Raw genomic sequence first — 21,366 nt, 5'->3', positions numbered from 1 at the left:
AAGAAAACTTGTTGCAGGTTTAAAGCATACCGGTTCGCTGCGAAATCGCTGTTTCACAGCATCACGTCTTCAGATCAGAAATCTGCAGACAGGGTAACCGATGTAAAGCGTGGTGCACCGAGGTAGTAGAACACACCTTTTGCAGCCGCGCCAGGATAGGCCGTTGCATTGGTGATGTTGAAGCTGGATGGGTTACGGTATTTTTCGTTCGTGATATTGCTGACGCTCAGACGCACCGTTGGCTTTTTGAGCCAGCTGGTGTTCGGGAATTGATAACCAGCATCAAAACCCAGCAGTGTGTAACCAGGTACGAATTCATCATTCGTCATGGTGGCAAACTGGCCGCCTGTGTATTTCATTTTCAGACGTGTGTACCAGACGGCTGTTTCATACTGTGCGCTCAGACCAGCCTTCCATTCAGGCGTCAAAGTCATTGCCTTGCCAGCTGTTGGCAGGTACACATTTTTTGCCACGAGCAGATCATCTTTGATTTCGCTCTTCGCATAACCAACGGAACCATAGAAAGACCAGCCGTTGACAGGTGTGTTACCCAGTTCAACTTCAAAGCCTTTGGTTTTTACCTTACCGACATTGACAACCGAGCTTTGGTTAGCGACCGGATCATAAGCAGTTGCCTGGCGGTCAGTAAAGTCGACTGTATAAACTGTTGCCTGAGCAGTCAACTTATCGCTTTGCAGGCGATAGCCCAAATCGAAGTTATAAGAGGTTTCTGGCGGTACTTCGACGAAACCGACGCTACCATCAGGGTTGATTTTCGCGTTATTTGTCGTTGCATAGACAAAGTTTGGCGGTACCTTCATGTTACGTGCCAGGCTGGCGAAGATCTGATTGTTGTTATCGATCTGATAGCGTGCACCCAGTTGTGGCAAGGCCTTGGTGTAGCTGCGTTCGATATTGTAAGTCGTGCCTGAGTTGGTGCCTTCATTCGCATAGTTGGTGAAGTCACGTTTCATGGTTGGCACACGTACACCGACGTTGATACTCAGCTTGTCATTCAACAGGCTGATGGTGTCTTGCAGGGAGAACTGATAAGCAGTACTGATGGTTTTCCAGTCACGGCTTTGGAAAGGTGTACCGTCAGGACGTGTGATGCGGCCGTCTTTCAACCAGATGTCGGCAGCGTTACCATTGGCATCAACGGCAACCATAGGGCCGAACTGTTCGTGCGTTGCACGTTCGTACCATACACCAGCCAGGATCTGGTGGTTGTCGATAGTATGAACGATAGAAGCAGTCACACCAGGGCGGTTGGTACGTGTCACGCTACTGTTGGCAACAATCACTTTGTCCAGTGTATCGCCGTCGCCGTTCAGATCGACACCGGCAGTCAGCTTGCCTGTAGTTTGATTCAGGAACGCAGATTCAGTTTGCAGACGTTGCTGTACGCCGCCTGTACCATAACCATACCAGTAGTAAGGAATGACTTTAACGTCCGTGTTTTCACCAATTCGGAATTTACCGGTGACGGAAGCAATCACGTTTTCAAACGGATTTTTTGTCAATTGGTAGAAAGTGTCGGCATTCGCCTGGCTAGGATCGTTATCAGCCTTACCCTTGGTCGGAGTAACGTGACCGATGAATTTGGTCGAGTAGTCATAGTAATAACCATTTTTTGCCAGGTCAGCCAGATTGAAAGTGCTGATGTTCTGGTTGATCGCACGGTTATACAACACTACTGCATTGATGGAATTGAACTTGTCGAAATCGATGCGGTAACCAGCGTCAACGTGGTTACGGTCAGCGCCGCCTTCACCCTTCCATTTGTCTGCCTGTGCATGGGAAGCAGAAATGAAGAAACGGGAACGGCCATCACCCCACAAACCGGTGTCATAACGTACATAAGTCTTGGACAGCTTCAGACCACCCAGAGTCTGCATGACGCGGAAACGTTTTTCTTTGGCAGGGTCGCAAGTCGTGATACCGAAGTTACCACCGGTCGCACCGATCTGTGGAGAATCCACATCGGTAGAACCCTGGGTAACAAATTGAGTACAGGTGTTTTCCTGATCAACGAATTCTTGTGGAAATACAGAGAAACTACCAGAATCATTGACAGGAACACCATTGATGGTCGCACCGATCTGGTCGCTGTTAAAACCGCGCAATGTCAAACCGCCACCAAACAAACCCGTTGCATCGTAGTTGTAGCTGTTGACCGCAGGCATCAATTCCAGCGCTTCATAAGCATTGCCTGTGGGACGCTGTTTGGCCAATTCCTCAGCAGTAATCGTACTGCGTGCCTTGGGTGCATTTTCTTGCACCATCAGACCCATACCGACTTTTTTGCCGGTGATGGTGACGCGGTTTGCATCTGGCTGTTCATTGGATTCTGTCTGCTGCGCATAGGCTGAGGACATGCTCAGGCATACCAGTTGGCATGCGACTGCAACCATCGACAAACGCGATGGAAATGCGGACGATTTGTTTGATTGTTTCATTAAAGCTCCCGAATCATTTTACAAATGGAAAAAATTAGTGCAAAACCCCGTTTATCATCTCAAGCCATCACAACTGCCTGATGACATCCCCTTCACCGCTTGTTCTTTGCCAGTTTTTTTGGCATTTATTTTGTAACCGGTTGTAATTCCACAACAAAGACCTGAAAAGACATGCCACAGTGGAAATATAAACAGGCTTCCTGGCCGCGCAAACGATTGCTATTTTCAAAAATCTTTATTTCTGCCCTGCGCAAACGATTGCTATTTCCAAACAAAAAACAGACGGACTTTTTACAGTGCGCCTATCTCCTTGTGACATCTTTTGTTTTCAGTAATTTGCTCGCGGCAATCTACTGCATCCAGATATTTTGATATGTGAAAATAGTCTAACACATAAAATTTTGAACTTGCAGAGTGTCCCATCCAATTGTGAAAGGATGATGACAAAGTGATTCTACTGGCAATTTTTTGTCACAATTGCGCCACAAATTGTAATTTTTATACTTTATTTAAGTGTAAATCTATTCAATTTGCCGAATATATGACGGGGGCAATGTTTTTTACATTGGTTTGATATGGTGGAAGCGAGCTGATGCTGACCCCTTTTGCATGCGCATACAGCGGCATGACTTCAGGGAAGTGGCGTTTGATTTCTTCTATCCTTGACTTGCCAGCCGGATGGGTAGAGAGCCATTGCGGTGGTGAATTCTTGTTGATCATGCCCATTTTCTGCCAGAGTGTGACACCGGCGCGTGGATCAAAACCGGCACGGGCGGCAATATCAAGGCCGACGATGTCTGCCTCGGTTTCATCGCCACGAGAAAATGCAAGCATGCTGACTTGTGCCAGACCGCCAGCGGCACTACCCACCACATTCGGGTTATAGCCTTTGTAGCTGGCCCAGATTTCAGCGGCTTTGACACCAAGATTGGCCACCGTTGCCTTGCCAGCCCTCTCTGCCCCGTGCTCACGCAGGGCATGGGCAATTTCGTGCCCCATGACGATAGCGACTTCGTCGTCGGTCAATTTCAGGGTATCCAGTATGCCGGTATAGAAAGCAATCTTCCCGCCGGGCATGCAGTACGCATTGATTTGCTTGGAGCCGATCAGGTTGATTTCCCATTTCCATTGCTTGGAGCGGTCATTCCACTTCAGCGCATGGGGAATGATTTTGTCTGCAATTGCCCGCAAACGTATCACCTGGGCATTATTGTCCGGTCCCAGGGCATTTTTCTGTTCTGCCTGGCGCATGGTTTGCGCATATTGTGCTGCAGCCTGCTGCTCCAGTGCACCGGTAGGCGCAAATTTGCGCATGATGGACATGTCCCCGACCTTGACACCATCTTGTGGTGTGTCGCCATGTGCTGTTGCACCCGTGGCAAAGACCAACAGGCTGGACAATACAAATGCTGAATAAATCGGTTTCATGGCAATTTCAACAAAAAAGGCAATTTTATACGCACCAAATGAAGTCAATGGCGAAATTTTAAAGATGAAGCCTTTAAAATTTCAGGCACGGGTAACAGCGCGGGAATCAATACAGTAACACACTCAGGAATCAGGCAGATTTCTTCCGCAAACGGAACACGGCAAGACTGCCACGCAAATTGGGCAGCCAGGTCACTGGTCGCCCTTCATGCAAAGCAACGCACTCAAGTACCTCCAGGCCAACTTCTGTCGCCAGGTCCGCAAAATCTTCTATCGTAGCGCAACGTACATTGGGCGTGTCATACCATTGGTAAGGCAGGGACTTCGATACCGGCATCTTGCCCCGTATCAAAGCCGTACGATGCGGCCAGTAACCAAAATTAGGGAAGGAAACGATCGCTTCGCGCCCTACCCTGGCAATGTCACGCAACAAGGGTTCAACATGTTTCATCATCTGCAATGAAGACAGGCACATGACGGTATCGAAAGCATTGTCTTCAAACATGCCCAGGCCATTTTCCATGTCCTGCTGTATGACATTCACGCCGCGCGTCGCGCAGGCGAGCACCTTGTCATCAGCGATTTCTATACCATAACCATTGCATTGCTTGTCGCTTTGCAGGTAATCAAGCATGACGCCATCGCCACAGCCGACGTCGAGTACTTGTGCCTGCGGCTTGATCCAGTGTGCGATGAAAGCCAGGTCTGGTCGCAAAATGTTTAATTCGGAAAAATTCATGCTTGCGCTCCCTGCGAATCTGCTTTTAAGCCGCTCTGTAATTCTGCATCAATGCGCCGATAATACGCAGCAATCAGGCTCAGGTAACGCGAGTCATCGAGCAGGAAGGCATCATGGCCATGCGGCGCATCGATTTCTGCATAGCTGACAGTGCGCTTGTTGCTGACCAGTGCCTTGACGATTTCGCGACTGCGCTCAGGTGAAAAACGCCAGTCCGTCGTGAATGATGCAAGCAGGAACTTTGCCTTGGTATTTGCCAATGCCTTACCGAGGTCGCCACCTGTATGACGGGCCGGATCGAAATAATCAAGTGCCTTGGTAATCAGCAAATAGGTATTTGCATCAAAATAATCCGAAAATTTATCCCCCTGATAGCGCAGGTAAGATTCAATTTCAAAGTCGACACCGTAGCCAAACTGGTAGTCGCCCCCTTTCAGGTCACGGCCAAATTTTTCTGCCATGTCATCATCGGACAGATAGGTGATATGACCTATCATGCGCGCCACCCGCAAACCACGGCGCGGCACAACATTGTGGGCGTAGAAATCACCACCGTGAAAATCAGGGTCAGTCAGGATCGCCTGGCGCGCCACATCATTGAAGGCGATATTCTGTGCCGACAGCTTGGGAGTAGACGCCACCACCACGCAATGACGCAATCGGTCCGGGTACAGAATACTCCATGCCAGAGCCTGCATGCCCCCCAGAGAGCCGCCCATGACTGCAGCAAATTGTGTAATACCCATGCGATCAGCCAGCCTGGCCTGGGCATTGACCCAGTCTTCCACGGTCACGACAGGGAAATCAGCACCATATGGCTTGCCCGTAGCGGGATTGGTGTGCATGGGGCCGGTAGAACCAAAGCAGGAACCCAGGTTATTGACGCCGATGACAAAAAACCTGTTGGTATCGACCGGTTTGCCGGGCCCGACCATATTGTCCCACCAGCCTACATTCTTGGGCTGGTCAGCATATACGCCGGCCACATGGTGTGAGGCATTCAAGGCATGGCAGATCAGGACTGCATTGGATTTGTCGGCATTGAGCTGACCATAGGTTTCCACCATCAGGGTGTAAGCGGCAATCGACGTGCCGTTTTGCAAGGCCAAAGGCTCGTCGAATTGAAACGCTTGTGGCGTGACGATACCAACTGATCCAGGTGAGGATGACATACACTCTTCCATCGGGATTGAACCCGTTATCAAAAAACTCAGGAAGGCTAAAAGATGGGCTGAATGTGGGGAAGGGAAAGCTGCATTCAAGCTCGCTTTAGCCGTATTTATCATTCGGGATGTTTTCCGAACCGCGCCCGCAAGCTGATTTTCAAATCGGCGCAATATGCAAAGGATAAACCAAACGGGGTGGCAACGTCAAACTGCTGACACTCCCGCATCGGTAATCAGTCTAATGCATGGTTGGCAACTGACCTCCCATGGCGGCCAGGGTCTCGCGTATGGTGATGGCGTCGTAGCTGCGCAGTATCTTCTTCACCTGGCCCTGCAAGGCATCAAGCCTGGTATTGAGGATTTCCTGTTTAATCTCTGGCAACAAGGCAGCCGGCATCGACAATTCACGGAAACCCATGCCTGTCAGCAAACGCGTCAGGCGTATGTCGCCGGCCATGCCGCCACAGATGGATACCGGTATGCCGGCGCGCTCACCAGCCGTAATGATCATTTGCAGGAGTTGCAGGATCGCCGGATGCAGATCGTCATACAGATGTGCCACTTCATGGTCTGCCCTGTCGATTGCCAACGTGTACTGGATCAGGTCATTGGTACCAACGGACAGGAAATCGAGTTTTTTGACGAACATGGGCAGGGACAGGGCCGCAGCCGGTATTTCTATCATGGCACCGATGGCTATCTTTGCATCGAAATCCTTGCCTTCTCTACGCAATTCAGCCTTGGCCTGCTCTATCATGGCCAGGGTCTGGTCAATTTCAAAGCCATGGGCCATCATCGGTATCAATATCTTGACGGTGCCAAAAGCGGATGCGCGCAAAATTGCGCGCAACTGCGTCAGGAATAGCTGCGGTTCGGCCAGGCAATAACGAATCGCCCGCAGACCCAGAGCCGGATTGAGGATATTGTGCTCGGTGGTATCGAGCGGTTTATCGGCGCCGACATCCAGGGTACGAATGGTGACTGGCCGCCCTTTCATGGCCTGCACGGCAGTGCGGTAGGCTTCAAACTGCTCTTCTTCAGTAGGTAGTTTGTGTTGCTGGCCACTGCTTTCCATGAACAGGAATTCGGAACGGAACAGACCAACACCGCTGGCGCCTGCCTCCAGTGCGGGAGCCGCATCCTGCGGCAATTCTATGTTTGCCAGCAAGGTGATTTCCACCCCATCCTGCGTGATTGCCGGCGTCTTCTTGAGCTTGTTCAGCTTCTTCCTGGCCTTGGCCAGCACGGCCTGGCGGTCACGGTATTGCTCTAGCACCAGGGTGCTCGGTGCAACGATGACGACACCGGCGTCACTGTCGATGATAAGCCAGTCATCCTGCTCTATGAGACGCGATGCATTGCCCATGCCGACTACGGCAGGTATGCCAAGGCTGCGTGAAACGATGGCGGTATGCGAATTGTGGCCGCCTTCGTCGGTGACAAAACCGGTAAAAGCAACATCACGGAATTGCATCATGTCTGCCGGTGAAATATCGCGGGCGACCACGATCATGTTCGCCGTGCGCTCATCAATACCGTCAGAACGGGAGGTAGCATTTGCAGTGCCGGTCAGGACTTTAAGTACACGCTCGGCGACTTGCTGGATATCGGCCTTGCGCTCGCGCAGGTAGTCATCTTCAATTTCATCGAACTGCGCAGACAATTCATCAATCTGGCTGACCAGGGCCCATTCGGCGTTGTAGTGGCGGGTACGGATAATGTCGAGTGGAGCCTCGGAAATCATGGGATCAGACAAAATCAGGACATGGACGTCAATGAAAGCGCCAAGCTCCGTTGGCGCGTCTGCGGGCAGATCTGACCAGATCGCCTGTAACTCCCTATGGACCTGGACGATGGCCTGTTGCAGCCTTTGCACTTCGGCTTCGATCTGCTCTTGCCCGACCAGATAATGTTGCACATCCAGCGCTGCCGGACGCAGCAGATGGGCGCGTCCGATTGCGATACCGCGTGAAACGGGGATGCCTTGCAGTGTAAAAGATGCCATGCTTTGTCCCCCAAATTACATTTTCTTCGGGCGTCACATATTGCTACCGCCCTGCTTTATTTCTTGTATGTCCGTAGCGTGCCTCAACCAGCTCCAGCCTGTACCCTGTACCTACAGGCTGACTGTTTTTTCAAACTTCATACTGTACTTTATCAGGCATCAATACATCATTGATTTCATTCAAGAAAAACAAGGTAACTGAATAGAGTCAAAATAACAATGCAAATTATGTTGCGATTTGTTTCGACTCATATATCGCCAACATAACTAATCAATTTCATCACTTCATCCATGGGTAACATGCATACCGCCAGGGTTTATTCGCCTTCACCAAACTTGTCATTGATCAGGGCGAGGATGGCGTCGAAGCATGCCTGTTCATCGACGCCATCGGTTTCCAGCAAGACCTTGCTGCCCTTGCCTGCTGCCAGCATCATCACGCCCATAATGGATTTGCCATTCACCCTGCGGTTATTGCGCGTCAGCCAGACTTCCGATTTAAACTTGCTTGCTGTCTGGGTAAACTTGGCTGACGCGCGCGCATGCAAACCCAGTTTGTTAACGATTTCTATATCTTGTTGAATCATGCCTGACTTCCTTTAATTTCTTTTGATTTAGTTTGGTGCCAGACGTACGCGATTGTCGAGGCGAATGGCGCCGTTCTGGCCACCGGCCAAGGCCATTTCCACCACGACGTCAAGTACGTCACTACGATAAGTAATCGCCCGCAACAACATGGGCAAGCTGATGCCGGCGATGATCGCCACCCTGTCCGGTTCCCCAAGCTGCCGACAGCAGTTCGATGGCGTGCCTCCCATCACATCTGTGATCACCAGCACACCAGAACCATCGTCAAGACGCTGTACAGCGTCGCGCGCCAGACGGTTAACCTCATCAATATTCTGGTCAGCGATCACATCGATCGCCTCAAACCGCTCTGGCATGCTACGGAAAACGTGGGCTGCCGCCTGCATAAAAGCAGAGCCCAGAGGTGCATGCGTCATTAAAAGGATGCCAACCATTGCTATCTGACTCTCTCGGTGTGGACGAGCCTCGTGCTCACCACCATTTTTATTTCATTTTTACTTCGGTGCCAGTGCTGCTTCCAGCGCGTCAATAAACATGCCGGCAACATTGAAGCCTTTTTGCTGAGTAATCTCCTGGAAGCAGGTAGGGCTGGTCACATTCACTTCTGTCAAATTGGAACCGATGACATCTAATCCTACCAGCAACAAGCCTCTTTGATAAAGCTGTGGCGCCAAAGTCTGTGCAATCTCAAGGTCGGTTGCCGACAATTCCTGCGCTACACCCAGGCCGCCTGCTGCCAGGTTACCCCTGACCTCGCCATTTTGAGGGATGCGTGCCAGGCAGAAAGGAACAACTTTACCGCCTATCAGCAGGATGCGCTTATCACCATGGACGATTTCCGGTATATATCTTTGCACCATGATGGTACGGCTGCCATTGACGGTCAGTGTTTCTATGACTGAACCAAGATTCATGCCGTCGGTGCCGATACGGAAAATACCGGTACCGCCCATGCCGTCAAGCGGCTTGAGGATGATGTCATGGTGCTCTTTGTGGAAGGCACGGATACGCTGTTCATCACGGGCGACCAAAGTCGGTGCAGTGAACTGGCTGAACTCGGCTATGCTGAGTTTTTCATTATGGTCACGTATCGCCGATGGTTTGTTGAATACCCGTGCACCTTGCTTCTCTGCCAATTCAAGCAGGTAAGTCCCATAGATATATTCCATATCAAAGGGTGGGTCCTTACGCTGCACAATGGCGTCAAAATCACTGAGCGGCAATGCAACAGGTTCATCAAGGCGGTACCAGTCCTTGCTGTCACCGGTCAGCCTGATGCGGCGGATATTGGCGATGACCTTACCATTTTCCAGCGCCATATCCTCCGGGCCGAAAAAATGGATGGCATAACCACGTTTGTCGGCCTCCACCATCATGGCATAGGTGGAATCTTTATACGTCTTGAATTGTGATAGCGGGTCAGTCAGAAAAGCGATTTTCATGGCGTTAATCGACATTCTTGTCAAAAGGGGTCAATAAATCTCGGGGTTGGGATCGGTCTTTTCCAATTCCAGTGAGGCCGCCAGCAAAGCCAGGCGTGCAACGACACCATACATGTAAAAACGATTTGGTGCAGCGGTGCCCGGTTTTGCCTTCATATCCGGCACGGCATGTTGCTGCGCAAATGCCAGCGGCACAAAGTGCATGCCCGGTGCATTGAGGTTTTCATCAACACCACGGTCTTCGTGCACGCGATAAAAACCACCGACGACATAGCGGTCTATCATGTACACCACCGGCTCAGCCACCGATTCGCTGATTTGCTCAAAAGTGTAGACACCTTCCTGCACGATCACGTCACGCACTTCCATGCCGTCCTTGACCACCGACATCTTGTTACGCTGCTTGCGATTAAGGTCACGCACCTCGCTGGAATCGTGCACGGTCATGATGCCCATGCCATAAGTACCGGCATCAGCCTTGACGATGACGAAGGGTTTTTCCTTGATGCCGTATTCCTTGTACTTTTTGCGTATCTTGGCGAGTATGGTGTCCACCGTTGCCACAAGCGCATCTTCACCAGTGCGGTCGTGGAAATTCACGTCCTTGCATTTGGCAAAATAGGGGTTGAGCATCCAGGGGTCAATATCAACCATCTTGGCAAATTTTTTCACCACTTCATCATAGGCAGAAAAATGATTGCTCTTGCGACGCAAGGCCCAGCCTGCATGCAAAGGCGGCAGCAGGGTCTGCTCGTTGAGGTCTTCCAGAATGGCGGGTATGCCTGCCGACAGATCATTGTTGAGCAGGATGGTACAGGGGTCGAAATTCTTCAGGCCCAGGCGACGACCATTGGCCGAACGCTCCAGCGGTTCCAGCACCAGTTGATTGCCATCGGGCAAGTCAATCGGCGTCGGCTCGGTGATATCGGCAGACAAGGACCCAAGGCGCACGTTCAGGCCAGTCTGACGGAAAATTTGCATCATGCGCGCAATGTTTTGCAAATAAAACACATTGCGGGTATGGCTCTCGGGTATCACCAGCAGGTTTTTCGCGTCGGGACAATATTTTTCTATCGCCGCCATAGCTGCCTGTACTGCCAGCGGCAGCATTTCTGATGCCAGATTATTAAAACCGCCCGGGAATAAATTGGTGTCCACTGGTGCCAGCTTGAAACCGGCATTGCGCAAATCGACCGAACAATAAAATGGCGGGGTATGTTCCTGCCACTCAAGGCGGAACCAGCGCTCTATCGCTGGTGTCGCTTCAAGTATCTTTTTTTCAAGATCGAGCAGGGGGCCGTTGAGGGCAGTGACAAGATGCGGGACCATAATGACCTTTTTGAAGAGCAAGCGTTTGCCAAAAAATAACGCCGACCTCAGCGCACAAGGCAAATCATGACTTGTTAAGCTTGGGATGAAACGCCGGGAATCAAGTCGGATTTATACCAGGCACGACAAAAAAATCAGGATTACTTGCCTTGTGATTGGCTTAACAAGTCAAAATGCTCAACGACCGGCGCAGCGGCAAAATAAGGCCCGACAATGGCGCGCCATTGTATAAAGGCCGGTGACTCGCGGAAATCTATCGTATGATTTTCCAAGGTCTCCCAATAGATCATCAGCAAATAGCGCTCCGGAGACTCTATGCCCTTATTGACTTTGAAGCCACGAAAACCGCGAGCGTGACATATCACTTCGTTGAGGCCGCGTTGTATGGCTTCGTCAAATTCTGCCTGTTTGCCCGGCTGTATTCTTATATCGGCAACTTCGAGTATCATCATTTTCCCTCAATGGTTCAATCAACAATTTTTTTGCTTGCCAGACCAGGGCGCTACACCAGACCACGGTCATTCAATTCTTTCTTGATATAGGCATAAAACACCGGTGCTGCCACCACACCGGGCACGCCAAACAGGGTTTCCATCACCAGGATGGCCGTCAGCAATTCCCAGGCACGGGCGTTTACCTGCGCACCGATGATGCGCGCATTCAGGAAATATTCTGCCTTGTGAATGACTATCATGAATACCAGGGATGCAATCGCCACATTCAACGAATTCGACAATGCCACAATAACAATCACGGTATTTGAAATAATATTGCCAGCCACCGGTATCAGGCCGGCCAGGAAGGTAATCGCTATCATGGTCTTGGTCAGCGGCAGGTGGATACCTGCCATGGGCAGGATGGCTGCCAGGTAAATGGCTGAAAACACTGTATTGATCAGGGATATCTGCACCTGGGCAAACACGATCTTGTGGAATATCTGGCCAAGATTGCTGATCCTTTGCTGCAGGGCCGCCGCAAAAGGTTTGTGGTTACTGTCGCCACTGGCGTCACGCAGTGCGATCATGCTGCCTATGATCATGCCCAGCAACAGATGCACGATCAGGTGACCGGCTTCTGGCACGATCTGCTTTGCCTCACCGGCATGCTCACGCAGCCAGTGTGTCATCATCTCCCGCAAGGCGGCAACGTCCTCAGGCAAGTTAGTACTTACCCACTCAGGCAATTGCCCGCGTGAGGCTTCAATAATGTCGGCCAGCTTCTGCAGCAGACTGTGCAGGTTACCGGCGTCGCTGCGCAAGAAGGCATGGATGGCCCAGCCGCTCAGGACGATGCCCAGAATCAGGATAAATGACAAAAAAGCCACCGCTATCATGCGTGGCTGCTTATGCCTGAAGCGCAGGGCAATGGCTGGCGCCATGACATGAATGATGGAAAACACCAGCAAACCGGAAAACAGGGCCACCAGCAGGCCGGCCTTCAATACCAACAGTAAGGCGATACCCATCAGGATATAAGAGGCATATACCGAAGGTGACAAGGCTGGAGCAGTGAAAGATTTGGTTTTCATTTCAGCACTCCTGTCAAACCTGCCACTGTCCCCAGAGACAAGGCAACCGCAGCCAGGCTGGAAATCAGGAAACCCATGGAGCGCTTGCCAGCCTCTTGCAGATAGGCCAGCGCATACATGACACGCCCCAGCAGCCACACTACCCCCAGTGATGCTGCCAGCACGTCATTAGCCCACATCGCACACATCCACAGTGCCGGAAAGAAAAAAACCATCTGCTCTACTGTATTGGTCTGCACCCGCACTGCGCGCAAGAACTCAGGCGGACCATCCATGGATGGTGCCTTGACCCCCAGCTTCATGCGTAGCCGCCCCACTGTCATCACATTCCAGACATACATGCAGAGTACCGCAAGCGTTAACCAGGATGTCCATTGCAAATGCATAAATTCTCCAGTAGAGGGGGTAGATGATGGAAACGCGAGCTACATAGATGAGGCCAATGATGTAAAGTACAAGAATACAATACCAAAAGTACATTGAAACAGACACTTACACTTTTATGTCTTCTTTTTTACCAGCCCAGACGTTATATACAGACTATCACAGGAAACATGCAGAAATAGGCTAAACCCAGCTGCTCAGTTGTTGCTTCATTTCAATAAAATAAGGCAACAAGCGCTATGAAGGGCCAGGGAGATATTTATCAAATGATCCATATCGAAAGAGGTAAAAAAATGAAATTTTCATTCTCAACATTTTCCAAGGCAGCATCTGTGCTGGCAATTGCTGCCGCTCTTCCTGCTGCCCATGCTGCCGACTTTGATGATTATGCCCGCGTGATCAGGGTCACACCGCAAGTCGAACAAGTCAATGTACCCCGCCAGGAATGCCGTACCGAATATGAAACTACCCAGCGCAGCTACCCACGTCAGCAGGCTGAACGTAGCAACGGCGGCGCAGTCATCGGTGGTATCGCCGGTGGTCTGCTCGGTAGCCAGGTAGGCGGTGGCAATGGCCGGCTCGCCGCAACAGCCGCCGGCGCCATCACTGGCGCTCTGGTTGGTGACCGTGTAGATAATGGCAACAACGGCAACAATTATAATAATCAGCCAGAATATGAACGCCGTCCTGTGCGCCAGTGTCGCAATATCGATAGCTGGGAAACACGCAACAATGGCTATGCCGTCACCTATGAGTACAATAACCGTACTTACACCTCTGTCTTGCCCTACGATCCGGGTTCACGCATGCGTGTTCATGTATCACTGACACCACGCCCCTGATTGATAACCCGGTAGCCCGTCAAACCTTCTGAATGCCGCCTGTAGTGCACTGGCGGCATTTTTTACGTCTCTGCCAGCCTGCTGGCTACCAGGCAGTTGCCCATCTCCCCTCCTCCGGGCACTGATCAAAACACCGTCCGATGTCAACAATTTCTGGCGAACATACCCCGCGGTCATGCTGTTTAGCATTTGTTTGCCTCTAAAATGACCGGAAATGGTATGGGTTTATAGTATTATCTTGCGGCAAACCTCACGCTCATGCCCCGTCTATCATTCATGCAAAAAATGTTAAAAAAATACGGTCTGCTGATCTGGATATCACTGCTGCTGATAACCGGTTTTGTCTCCACAACGCTGGCCTCGTTCGTGGTTTCACGTGATGCGATACAACAAGGTATTTCTGAGCAGACCCTGCCTATCACCGGCGACAACGTTTATTCCGAAATCCAGAAAGACATGCTGCGCCCGGTTTTTGTCTCTTCCCAGATGGCGCATGACACTTTCTTGCGCGACTGGATCATCAATGGCGAAGAAGACAAAGACCAGGTCATCAAGTACCTGAAAGAAATCAAGACCAAGAACCATGCAATGTCGAGCTTCCTGGTCTCGGAACAAAGCCACAATTACTACCATGCTGATGGCGTGTTAAAAACCATCAATGAAAATGAAGCCAGGGATGCCTGGTTCTTCCGTGTACGCAGTATGAAAAGCGATTACGAAACCAATGTCGATGCCGACATGGCCAATCGCGATACCATGACCATTTTCATCAATTACCGTATCGTTGACTACAGCGGCAAGTTCATCGGCGTCACTGGCATAGGTCTGACACTCGATACCATGAAGAACCTGATAGACAGCTATCAGAGCCGTTTTCACAGGAATATCTTTTTTGTCGACCAGAAAGGCAATATCGCCCTGGCTGGCAATAATATGAAAAAGATACGCAACAACCTCAGCAATATGCCGGGCATCAGCAATCTGGCGGGGCAAATCCTGACCAACCGCAAGAGTGAATCCCTGCACCTGGAATACAAAAACGACAATGACACCATGCTGGTCAATGCGCGCTTCATTCCTGAATTGGGCTGGCATCTGCTGGTGGAACAGGAAACCAGCAATGAAATCAAACCCCTGCAAAACGTCTTCCTGCTGAATATGGGCGTCAGCGCCGCGATCACAGTCGTTTTGCTGACCATTGTTTTGCTGACGGTACGCCGCTATCAAAAACGCCTGGAAAAATCAGCCTCCACCGATACCCTGACCAACCTGCTGAACCGTCAGGCCTTTGATTTTGTGTTCCAGCAAGCACTGCTCGATAGCGAACGCTCACGTCAACCCATGTGCGTAGTCCTGCTGGATATCGATTTTTTCAAGAAGATCAATGACAAACAAGGGCACCTGGTTGGTGATCATGTCTTGAAAGAAATTGCCATGATTTCCAAACGTTCATTACGTGAAAGCGACATTATCTGCCGCTGGGGCGGGGAAGAATTCCTGATCCTGCTGAAAAACTGCACCCTGGAAAAAGCCACCTCCATTGCCGAGAATTTACGCAACACCATCGCCAACAATGATTTTTCGCGCACCACCGACCTGACCCGCACCCGCCTGTCGATTACCGTCAGCATGGGCGTTGCTGAATGCCGCGACAAGGAAAGTGAAGTCAGCGTGTTTGAGCGAGCCGACCTGGCGCTCTACCAGGCCAAGGAAAATGGTCGTAACAGCGTTTATTTTTCTGAGTAAGGCAACTGTCTGGCTTGCGCCGCCAACGCGACAGTTAAAGGTGTAAACGCCTGGTATAAGTCACCGGCATTACCATCCCAGTCGGCCACGATTTTTTGCTGACGAATGACTGTCTGCATATCGCCACGCGCTATCGGCCCGGTCAATGCTGCTGCCGTACCGAGCCTGAACACATTCTCCAGCGTTTGCCTGGCCAGCGGTTCAGCCATCTGCCCGGCCATCTCGGCTGGTATGCCGGCGGCCTGATAAGCCTGCAGCGCCGTTTCCATCAGGGTCACCAGGTAATTACTGGCAAAGACAGAGCCGGCGTGGTACAGCAGCTTATGCTCTGCACTGATGGTCACTGTCTGTGCACCGATGGCCTGCAAGGCTGGCAGCAGGGTAGCCAGCGCCGTCTCGTCACCTTCCACACTGCAGATAGTGCCGCCAAACTGTCCGGCCAGGGCATCAATATCAGCAAAGCTGCGCACAGGATGTATGCTGGCCACCGCTGCACCACACTGTCTTGCAGACTGCAATTCAGCCGAAGTCCTGGCGCCGCTGCAATGAAAGATGCTGCTGCCAGCATGCAGCAAACCGGCATCCGCCAGTTGCTGGCAGGTGGCCGCAATCTGGTCATCACCTACCGTCAGCATGATGACGTCAGCAGAGCGCAAATCACTGACCGCCCCTGCCGCCTGCCCTGCCCCTATCCACTGCACTGCCGCCGCTGCGCTGGTCAGGCTGCGATTCATGACCTGCTGTATGGAAAATACCTGCCGGCGCTGGAAATGTCTGGCCAATACCTTGCCAACTTTACCTGCGCCGATGATGTTGAGGTTCTTCATCTTTACTCTTCGGGAAAGCGGCGCAGACCATCGAGGTCAAGAATGGTGATACCACCATAATCAACACTGAGCAGTTTCTTTTTTTCCAGCAATTGCAGAGCCTGATTGGCACGCTGACGTGACACACTGGAGATATAGCCGATTTCTTCCTGGGATATCTGGATTTGCATGCTGCTGCCCGGATTCAGATAGGGATTGAACATGGCAGCCAGGCAACGGGCCACGCGGGTGTCGGGGTCCAGCATGCGGTCGTATTCAACCAGGGAAATGAAGAAACTCAACCTGGCATTCAACTGATGCAGGAGAAAGCGGTTGAAGGGAATACTGTTATCGAGCAAGTAAGTAAAGGTGGTCCGTGGCATATAAGCGACACGGGTATCCCGCAACGCCACCACATCATAGCGGCGTGCCTCCGTCTTGAGCAGCGAACCCTCGCCAAACCAGCCGCCTGCCAGCATGCAACTGAAAGTCACCGTCTTGCCATCCGGGGAAATACTGCTCATCTTCAGAAAGCCATCGATGACCCCCATCCAGTGTTCTACCGCATCCCCTTTGCGACAGACAAAACCGCCGGCAGGAATGAGCCGCTCGACGACTTCGTCTTCCACCTTTTGCATATGTTCCGGTGAGAGCATGCCAGCCCACATGGACTTGGCAAAACGTTCTTTAGGGTCGCCGGTTTTTTTTGTCATATTTGTGCAACGCACCACCGAAAATTGGTTCATTCATTGAGATTGTCAGTCGAATGACAACCACGAGCTCATGAAGGGACTACTATCCCATCAACAAAAAGAATTACGGAGTCAACATTGTAAGCGAGCTTGGCCTCGACAGCTATCACTGCAGGTGCAGTGACGCCCGAGATCAGCCAATCTCGCCACATTCTGACCAGGAGTAATCATTCCCCACGTTTCGCAAGCACCATGTAAGCAAGTCGTCAGGGGAGAACAGGACACTCACAAGGTAATAAGCCCAATAGTAAAGATAGGCTGGTGGTGGAGACATGATAGATAAAAACGCAGCAAACTCGACTTTCCCGCGACTGCTGTTGCAGCACGCCAGGACAAGGCCGTCGCATCCGGCTTTCCGTGAAAAGGATCTGGGCATCTGGCAAACCTGGAACTGGCAGCAGGTCAATGCCGAAGTGCGCGCCCTGGCCTGCGGCCTGGCAGCGCAGGGGTTCAGGCGCGGCATGAACCTGGCCATCATTGGTGACAACCGGCCCCGCCTGTATTGGGCCATGGCGGCCGCCCAATGCCTGGGCGGCGTCCCCGTCCCGCTGTACCAGGATGCACCGGCCGCCGACATGGCCTATGTGCTGGAAAACGCAGAAATTACCTTTGCCATTGTCGAAGATCAGGAGCAAGTCGATAAACTGCTGGAAATCAAACAGCACTATCCCGACATACAGCACATCGCCTACGACGACGACCGTGGCATGCGCCATTATCATCAGCCTGAATTGATCTCTTACGCCAGCCTGCAGGAACTGGGGCGTGCTTACGATATCACCCATCCTGATTTTTTCATGCAGCAAGTGGAACTGGGCAAACCGGAAGATACCGCCGTCATGCTCTACACTTCTGGCACCACTGGCAAACCCAAGGGAGTCTGCCAGTCGCATCGCTCTTTCATGACCGCCGCCATCGGCGGCATGCAGTTTGACCAGCTTACTGCGCAAGAAGATATCCTGTCCTACCTGCCCATGGCCTGGGTCGGTGATCACCTGTTCTCTTTCGCCCAGGCGACCGCAGCAGGTTTTACCGTGAACTGCCCTGAATCCAGTGAAACCGTGATGACCGATTTGCGCGAAGTCGGCCCCACTTATTATTTTGCCCCGCCCCGCGTGTTTGAAAACATGCTGACCACAGTCATGATACGCATGGAAGACGCCGGCAACATCAAGCGCAAGCTGTTTGCCCATTTCATGGACCTGGCCCGTCGTGTCGGTTCTGACATACTCGACGGAAAAACGGTCAGCGGCATCGACAAACTGCATTATGCACTCGGCAACTTCCTGATCTATGGACCGCTCAGAAATGTGCTTGGCCTGTCCAGAGTCCGGGTTGCCTACACCGCCGGTGCGGCGATCGGTCCTGACCTGTTCCGTTTCTACCGATCGATAGGCGTCAACCTCAAGCAATTGTATGGTTCAACCGAAACCTGCGCCTATGTCTGCCTCCAGCCCGATGGCAATATCAAGTTCGACAGTGTCGGTGCTGCTGCACCTGGCGTGGAAGTCAAACTGGCAGCCAATGGCGAAGTGCTGGTGAAATCAGACGCCATGCTGACCGGTTATTACAAACGCCCGGACGCCACCGCTGAAGTCATCGATGAACAAGGCTATTTCCATACTGGCGATGCCGGTATTTTTGACCAGGAAGGTCACCTGAAAATCATCGATCGCGCCGCCGATGTAGGCAAGATGCAGCAAGGCGACATGTTTGCACCCAACTATATAGAAAACAAACTCAAGTTCTTCCCTTTCATCAAAGAGGCGGTGGCCTTTGGTAATCAGCGCGACATGGTCTGTGCCTTCATCAATATCGATATGGAAGCGGTCGGCAACTGGTCGGAACGCCGTGGTGTCGCCTATTCAGGCTATACCGACCTGGCAGCCAAGGCTGAAACTTATCAACTGATTTTATCCTGCGTGGAAAAGGTCAATGCCGACCTGGCAACAGAGGCAATGATGGCAGGCACACAAATCCATCGTTTCCTGATCCTGCATAAAGAACTGGACCCAGATGATGATGAGCTGACACGCACACGCAAGGTCAGGCGCAACTTCATTTCACAAAAATATGCGGTGCTGATCGAAGCCCTGTATTCGGGCAAGCGCAGCCAGTACATAGAAACACAGGTGAAATTTGAAGATGGTCGTCAAGGCATGGTCAGCGCTGATTTACATATCAGCGACGTCAAGACCTTTTCTGCCCAAAAGCTGGCAGCGTAAGGATAAACCATGACAGATAACAGAAAAATCGGTGATGTCATCCTGGACCTGCAAGGCATCTCTCTATCCTTTGGTGGCGTCAAGGCATTGACGAATATTTCTTTCAATGTCAAGGAACATGAGATACGCGCCATCATCGGCCCCAACGGCGCCGGTAAAAGTTCCATGCTCAATGTCATCAATGGAGTCTATCGCCCACAGCAAGGCGATATCACTTATCGCGGCCAGCATCGCAAGGACATGAATACTTATGCGGCAGCGAAAAGCGGCATCGCCCGCACCTTCCAGAACATCGCCCTGTTCAAGGGCATGAGTGTGCTAGACAACATCATGACAGGCCGCAACCTGAAGATGAAATGCAATTTCCTGATGCAAGCCCTGTACTGGGGGCCGGCACAAAAAGAAGAAATTGCCCACCGTGAAAAGGTCGAAGAAATCATCGACTTCCTGGAAATCCAGCACATACGCAAGATACCGGTAGGCCGTCTGTCATACGGTTTGCAAAAACGGGTGGAGCTGGGCCGCGCACTGGCAGCCGAGCCAGAGATACTCTTGCTCGACGAACCCATGGCCGGCATGAACGTGGAAGAAAAGCAGGACATGAGCCGCTTCATCCTTGACGTCAATGACCAGCTCGGCACCACCATCGTACTGATCGAACATGATATGGGCGTGGTGATGGATATTTCTGACCGTGTCGTCGTGCTCGATTACGGCAAGAAAATCGGCGATGGCACACCGGCAGAAGTGCTGGCGAATCAGGAAGTGATTAATGCCTATCTTGGTGTAGCACATTGAAGATGAAAAACCTTAAAACCGCTAACCACAGAGGCATGGAGGCTATGAGAAAGGCAAGAGAAGAACAAAAGATTTTTTCTGGTTTTTCCTCTGTGTCTTTGTGTTGAGAGGTCTTGCCTCAAATTTTCCTTATCAATCGCCAATATGAACATCGGCTAAGAGGTTGAAATGAATATTAGTTTTTTCTTTGAAGTATTTATCGGCGGTTTGTTATCGGGTGTCATGTATGCCCTGGTCGCACTTGGCTTTGTGTTGATTTACAAGGCCTCGGGCGTGTTCAATTTTGCCCAGGGGGCGATGGTTTTTTTTGCTGCCCTGACCTGCGTGGGCCTGACCGAACAATTTGAATTGTCATTATGGCTGGCGATACCGCTGACCATGCTGGTGATGGTTGTTCTTGGCATGGCGATAGAACGTGTGGTCTTGCGGCCGCTGGTGAACCAGCCTGAAATATCATTGTTCATGGCGACCATAGGACTGACCTTTTTCATTGAAGGCCTGGCGCAATTACTGTGGGGTTCACAGCCGCATAAACTGACGCTGCCAATTGAAGATGTACCTATAGAATTTTTCATGGAAAGATTCAATATCCTGGTATCGCAATTCGATGTGATCGCCGCACTGATCTGCGCTCTGCTGGTCACCGGCCTGGCCCTGCTGTTTTCCAAGACCAAGATAGGCCGCGCCCTGCGTGCCGTTGCTGACGATCACCAGGCTGCGCTGGCGGTCGGTATCCCGCTGCAACAGATCTGGGCCATCGTCTGGGCAGTGGCCGGTTTTGTGGCCCTGGTCGCCGGTTTGCTCTGGGGTGCGCGCAACGGTGTGCAGTTTGCGCTGACCTTTGTCGCCCTGAAAGCCTTGCCTGTACTGATACTTGGCGGTTTCACCTCGGTCCCGGGTGCAATTGTCGGCGGCCTCATCATCGGTGCCTCTGAAAAACTCGCCGAAGTCTATATAGGCCCACTGGTCGGTGGCGGCATAGAGGGCTGGTTCCCTTATGTCCTGGCCCTGCTGTTCCTGCTGGTCCGGCCCGAGGGTTTGTTTGGCGAAAAAATCATACGCAGGATTTGAGTGCCGTTTTGTCCGGCACAAGCAGGCAGCAGGTCATTGCAGATATACAAGATATAAA

General features: G+C 51.5%; 20 protein-coding genes. 6 read left to right on the top strand and 14 right to left on the bottom strand.

The annotated features are described in order from the left end of the window. Window positions 1-74: 74 nt before the first annotated feature. Entirely contained in the window at window positions 75-2,378 is a 2,304-nt protein-coding gene (locus LZ463_RS22695; protein ID WP_241458574.1) for a TonB-dependent receptor, read from the bottom strand. Here LZ463_RS22695 and LZ463_RS22690 point away from each other — a divergent pair. Further along, a complete protein-coding gene (locus LZ463_RS22690) occupies window positions 2,377-2,595 on the top strand; it encodes a hypothetical protein (protein ID WP_241458573.1) in 219 nt (72 codons plus the stop codon). The genes LZ463_RS22695 and LZ463_RS22690 overlap by 2 nt on opposite strands. A 389-nt stretch (window positions 2,596-2,984) precedes the next feature. Here the strand turns inward: LZ463_RS22690 and LZ463_RS22685 are convergent, their stop codons facing one another. The 11 genes from LZ463_RS22685 to LZ463_RS22635 all read right to left on the bottom strand — a co-directional run bounded on the left by LZ463_RS22685 (window position 2,985) and on the right by LZ463_RS22635 (window position 13,070). Next, a complete protein-coding gene (locus tag LZ463_RS22685; RefSeq protein WP_241458572.1) occupies window positions 2,985-3,887 on the bottom strand; it encodes a M48 family metallopeptidase in 903 nt (300 codons plus the stop codon). A gap of 130 nt (window positions 3,888-4,017) precedes the next feature. Then, window positions 4,018-4,626, bottom strand: coding sequence for a methionine biosynthesis protein MetW (metW, locus tag LZ463_RS22680; protein ID WP_241458571.1), 609 nt, complete (start codon window positions 4,624-4,626; stop codon window positions 4,018-4,020). Further along, window positions 4,623-5,798 carry a homoserine O-succinyltransferase MetX gene (metX, locus tag LZ463_RS22675; RefSeq protein WP_241458570.1) on the bottom strand — a complete coding sequence of 392 codons (1,176 nt, stop codon included), beginning with the start codon at window positions 5,796-5,798 and terminating at the stop codon, window positions 4,623-4,625. The genes metW and metX overlap by 4 nt, the downstream gene beginning before the upstream one ends. 232 nt (window positions 5,799-6,030) lie before the next feature. Continuing rightward, on the bottom strand, window positions 6,031-7,797 hold the full coding sequence (gene ptsP, locus LZ463_RS22670; RefSeq protein WP_241458569.1) for a phosphoenolpyruvate--protein phosphotransferase: 1,767 nt from the start codon (window positions 7,795-7,797) through the stop codon (window positions 6,031-6,033). A gap of 317 nt (window positions 7,798-8,114) precedes the next feature. After that, window positions 8,115-8,384: an HPr family phosphocarrier protein gene (locus LZ463_RS22665; protein ID WP_241458568.1), complete on the bottom strand. Its 270-nt coding sequence runs from the start codon at window positions 8,382-8,384 to the stop codon at window positions 8,115-8,117. Window positions 8,385-8,411: 27 nt separating this feature from the next. After that, window positions 8,412-8,819 (bottom strand): PTS sugar transporter subunit IIA, encoded by a 408-nt coding sequence (locus LZ463_RS22660; protein ID WP_241458567.1) that lies wholly within the window; start codon window positions 8,817-8,819, stop codon window positions 8,412-8,414. A 60-nt stretch (window positions 8,820-8,879) separates the two neighbouring features. Next, entirely contained in the window at window positions 8,880-9,827 is a 948-nt protein-coding gene (gshB, locus tag LZ463_RS22655) for a glutathione synthase (RefSeq protein ID WP_241458566.1), read from the bottom strand. Window positions 9,828-9,857: 30 nt separating this feature from the next. Beyond that, window positions 9,858-11,156: a glutamate--cysteine ligase gene (gshA, locus tag LZ463_RS22650; RefSeq protein ID WP_241458565.1), complete on the bottom strand. Its 1,299-nt coding sequence runs from the start codon at window positions 11,154-11,156 to the stop codon at window positions 9,858-9,860. 140 nt (window positions 11,157-11,296) lie between these two features. Next, window positions 11,297-11,605, bottom strand: a complete 309-nt coding sequence (locus LZ463_RS22645; protein WP_241458600.1) for an antibiotic biosynthesis monooxygenase family protein — start codon at window positions 11,603-11,605, stop codon at window positions 11,297-11,299. Window positions 11,606-11,658: 53 nt separating this feature from the next. Beyond that, window positions 11,659-12,684: an AI-2E family transporter gene (locus tag LZ463_RS22640; protein ID WP_241458564.1), complete on the bottom strand. Its 1,026-nt coding sequence runs from the start codon at window positions 12,682-12,684 to the stop codon at window positions 11,659-11,661. Continuing rightward, window positions 12,681-13,070: an MAPEG family protein gene (locus LZ463_RS22635; protein ID WP_241458563.1), complete on the bottom strand. Its 390-nt coding sequence runs from the start codon at window positions 13,068-13,070 to the stop codon at window positions 12,681-12,683. Before LZ463_RS22635 ends, LZ463_RS22640 begins: the two co-directional genes overlap by 4 nt. A 291-nt stretch (window positions 13,071-13,361) precedes the next feature. Here LZ463_RS22635 and LZ463_RS22630 point away from each other — a divergent pair, with 291 nt between their 5' ends. After that, a complete protein-coding gene (locus LZ463_RS22630; protein ID WP_241458562.1) occupies window positions 13,362-13,910 on the top strand; it encodes a glycine zipper 2TM domain-containing protein in 549 nt (182 codons plus the stop codon). Window positions 13,911-14,195: 285 nt separating this feature from the next. Beyond that, the gene (locus LZ463_RS22625) at window positions 14,196-15,656 is read left to right on the top strand and encodes a sensor domain-containing diguanylate cyclase (protein WP_241458561.1); all 1,461 of its coding nucleotides are present in this window, start codon (window positions 14,196-14,198) and stop codon (window positions 15,654-15,656) included. Here LZ463_RS22625 and LZ463_RS22620 read toward each other — a convergent pair. After that, window positions 15,641-16,483 carry a Rossmann-like and DUF2520 domain-containing protein gene (locus LZ463_RS22620; RefSeq protein WP_241458560.1) on the bottom strand — a complete coding sequence of 281 codons (843 nt, stop codon included), beginning with the start codon at window positions 16,481-16,483 and terminating at the stop codon, window positions 15,641-15,643. The two genes, LZ463_RS22625 and LZ463_RS22620, sit on opposite strands and share 16 nt — an antisense overlap. A 2-nt stretch (window positions 16,484-16,485) precedes the next feature. Continuing rightward, window positions 16,486-17,175: a Crp/Fnr family transcriptional regulator gene (locus tag LZ463_RS22615; protein ID WP_241458559.1), complete on the bottom strand. Its 690-nt coding sequence runs from the start codon at window positions 17,173-17,175 to the stop codon at window positions 16,486-16,488. A gap of 311 nt (window positions 17,176-17,486) precedes the next feature. Between LZ463_RS22615 and LZ463_RS22610 the strand changes: the two genes are divergently transcribed. The 3 genes from LZ463_RS22610 (at window position 17,487) to LZ463_RS22600 (ending at window position 21,308) form a co-directional block, all read left to right on the top strand. Beyond that, window positions 17,487-19,439, top strand: coding sequence for an AMP-dependent synthetase/ligase (locus tag LZ463_RS22610; RefSeq protein WP_241458558.1), 1,953 nt, complete (start codon window positions 17,487-17,489; stop codon window positions 19,437-19,439). Between the two features lie 9 nt (window positions 19,440-19,448). Next, the gene (locus tag LZ463_RS22605) at window positions 19,449-20,237 is read left to right on the top strand and encodes an ABC transporter ATP-binding protein (protein ID WP_241458557.1); all 789 of its coding nucleotides are present in this window, start codon (window positions 19,449-19,451) and stop codon (window positions 20,235-20,237) included. Between the two features lie 174 nt (window positions 20,238-20,411). Beyond that, a complete protein-coding gene (locus LZ463_RS22600) occupies window positions 20,412-21,308 on the top strand; it encodes a branched-chain amino acid ABC transporter permease (protein ID WP_241458599.1) in 897 nt (298 codons plus the stop codon). The last annotated feature ends 58 nt before the right edge of the window (window positions 21,309-21,366 follow it).

The organism is Undibacterium paludis (assembly GCF_022568815.1).
GTDB lineage: Bacteria > Pseudomonadota > Gammaproteobacteria > Burkholderiales > Burkholderiaceae_D > Undibacterium.
The sequence above is the reverse complement of the archived record's forward strand: the minus strand, read 5'-3'. Positions and strand labels throughout refer to the sequence as shown.

Coding starts and splice junctions, on each gene's coding strand:
- LZ463_RS22690 (WP_241458573.1), top strand. CDS start 2,377: ATGCTCAGGCATACCAGTTGGCATGCGACTGCAACCATCGACAAACGC.
- LZ463_RS22695 (WP_241458574.1), bottom strand. CDS start 2,378: ATGTCCTCAGCCTATGCGCAGCAGACAGAATCCAATGAACAGCCAGAT.
- LZ463_RS22685 (WP_241458572.1), bottom strand. CDS start 3,887: ATGAAACCGATTTATTCAGCATTTGTATTGTCCAGCCTGTTGGTCTTT.
- metW (WP_241458571.1), bottom strand. CDS start 4,626: ATGAATTTTTCCGAATTAAACATTTTGCGACCAGACCTGGCTTTCATC.
- metX (WP_241458570.1), bottom strand. CDS start 5,798: ATGTCATCCTCACCTGGATCAGTTGGTATCGTCACGCCACAAGCGTTT.
- ptsP (WP_241458569.1), bottom strand. CDS start 7,797: ATGGCATCTTTTACACTGCAAGGCATCCCCGTTTCACGCGGTATCGCA.
- LZ463_RS22665 (WP_241458568.1), bottom strand. CDS start 8,384: ATGATTCAACAAGATATAGAAATCGTTAACAAACTGGGTTTGCATGCG.
- LZ463_RS22660 (WP_241458567.1), bottom strand. CDS start 8,819: ATGGTTGGCATCCTTTTAATGACGCATGCACCTCTGGGCTCTGCTTTT.
- gshB (WP_241458566.1), bottom strand. CDS start 9,827: ATGAAAATCGCTTTTCTGACTGACCCGCTATCACAATTCAAGACGTAT.
- gshA (WP_241458565.1), bottom strand. CDS start 11,156: ATGGTCCCGCATCTTGTCACTGCCCTCAACGGCCCCCTGCTCGATCTT.
- LZ463_RS22645 (WP_241458600.1), bottom strand. CDS start 11,605: ATGATACTCGAAGTTGCCGATATAAGAATACAGCCGGGCAAACAGGCA.
- LZ463_RS22640 (WP_241458564.1), bottom strand. CDS start 12,684: ATGAAAACCAAATCTTTCACTGCTCCAGCCTTGTCACCTTCGGTATAT.
- LZ463_RS22635 (WP_241458563.1), bottom strand. CDS start 13,070: ATGCATTTGCAATGGACATCCTGGTTAACGCTTGCGGTACTCTGCATG.
- LZ463_RS22630 (WP_241458562.1), top strand. CDS start 13,362: ATGAAATTTTCATTCTCAACATTTTCCAAGGCAGCATCTGTGCTGGCA.
- LZ463_RS22625 (WP_241458561.1), top strand. CDS start 14,196: ATGTTAAAAAAATACGGTCTGCTGATCTGGATATCACTGCTGCTGATA.
- LZ463_RS22620 (WP_241458560.1), bottom strand. CDS start 16,483: ATGAAGAACCTCAACATCATCGGCGCAGGTAAAGTTGGCAAGGTATTG.
- LZ463_RS22615 (WP_241458559.1), bottom strand. CDS start 17,175: ATGACAAAAAAAACCGGCGACCCTAAAGAACGTTTTGCCAAGTCCATG.
- LZ463_RS22610 (WP_241458558.1), top strand. CDS start 17,487: ATGATAGATAAAAACGCAGCAAACTCGACTTTCCCGCGACTGCTGTTG.
- LZ463_RS22605 (WP_241458557.1), top strand. CDS start 19,449: ATGACAGATAACAGAAAAATCGGTGATGTCATCCTGGACCTGCAAGGC.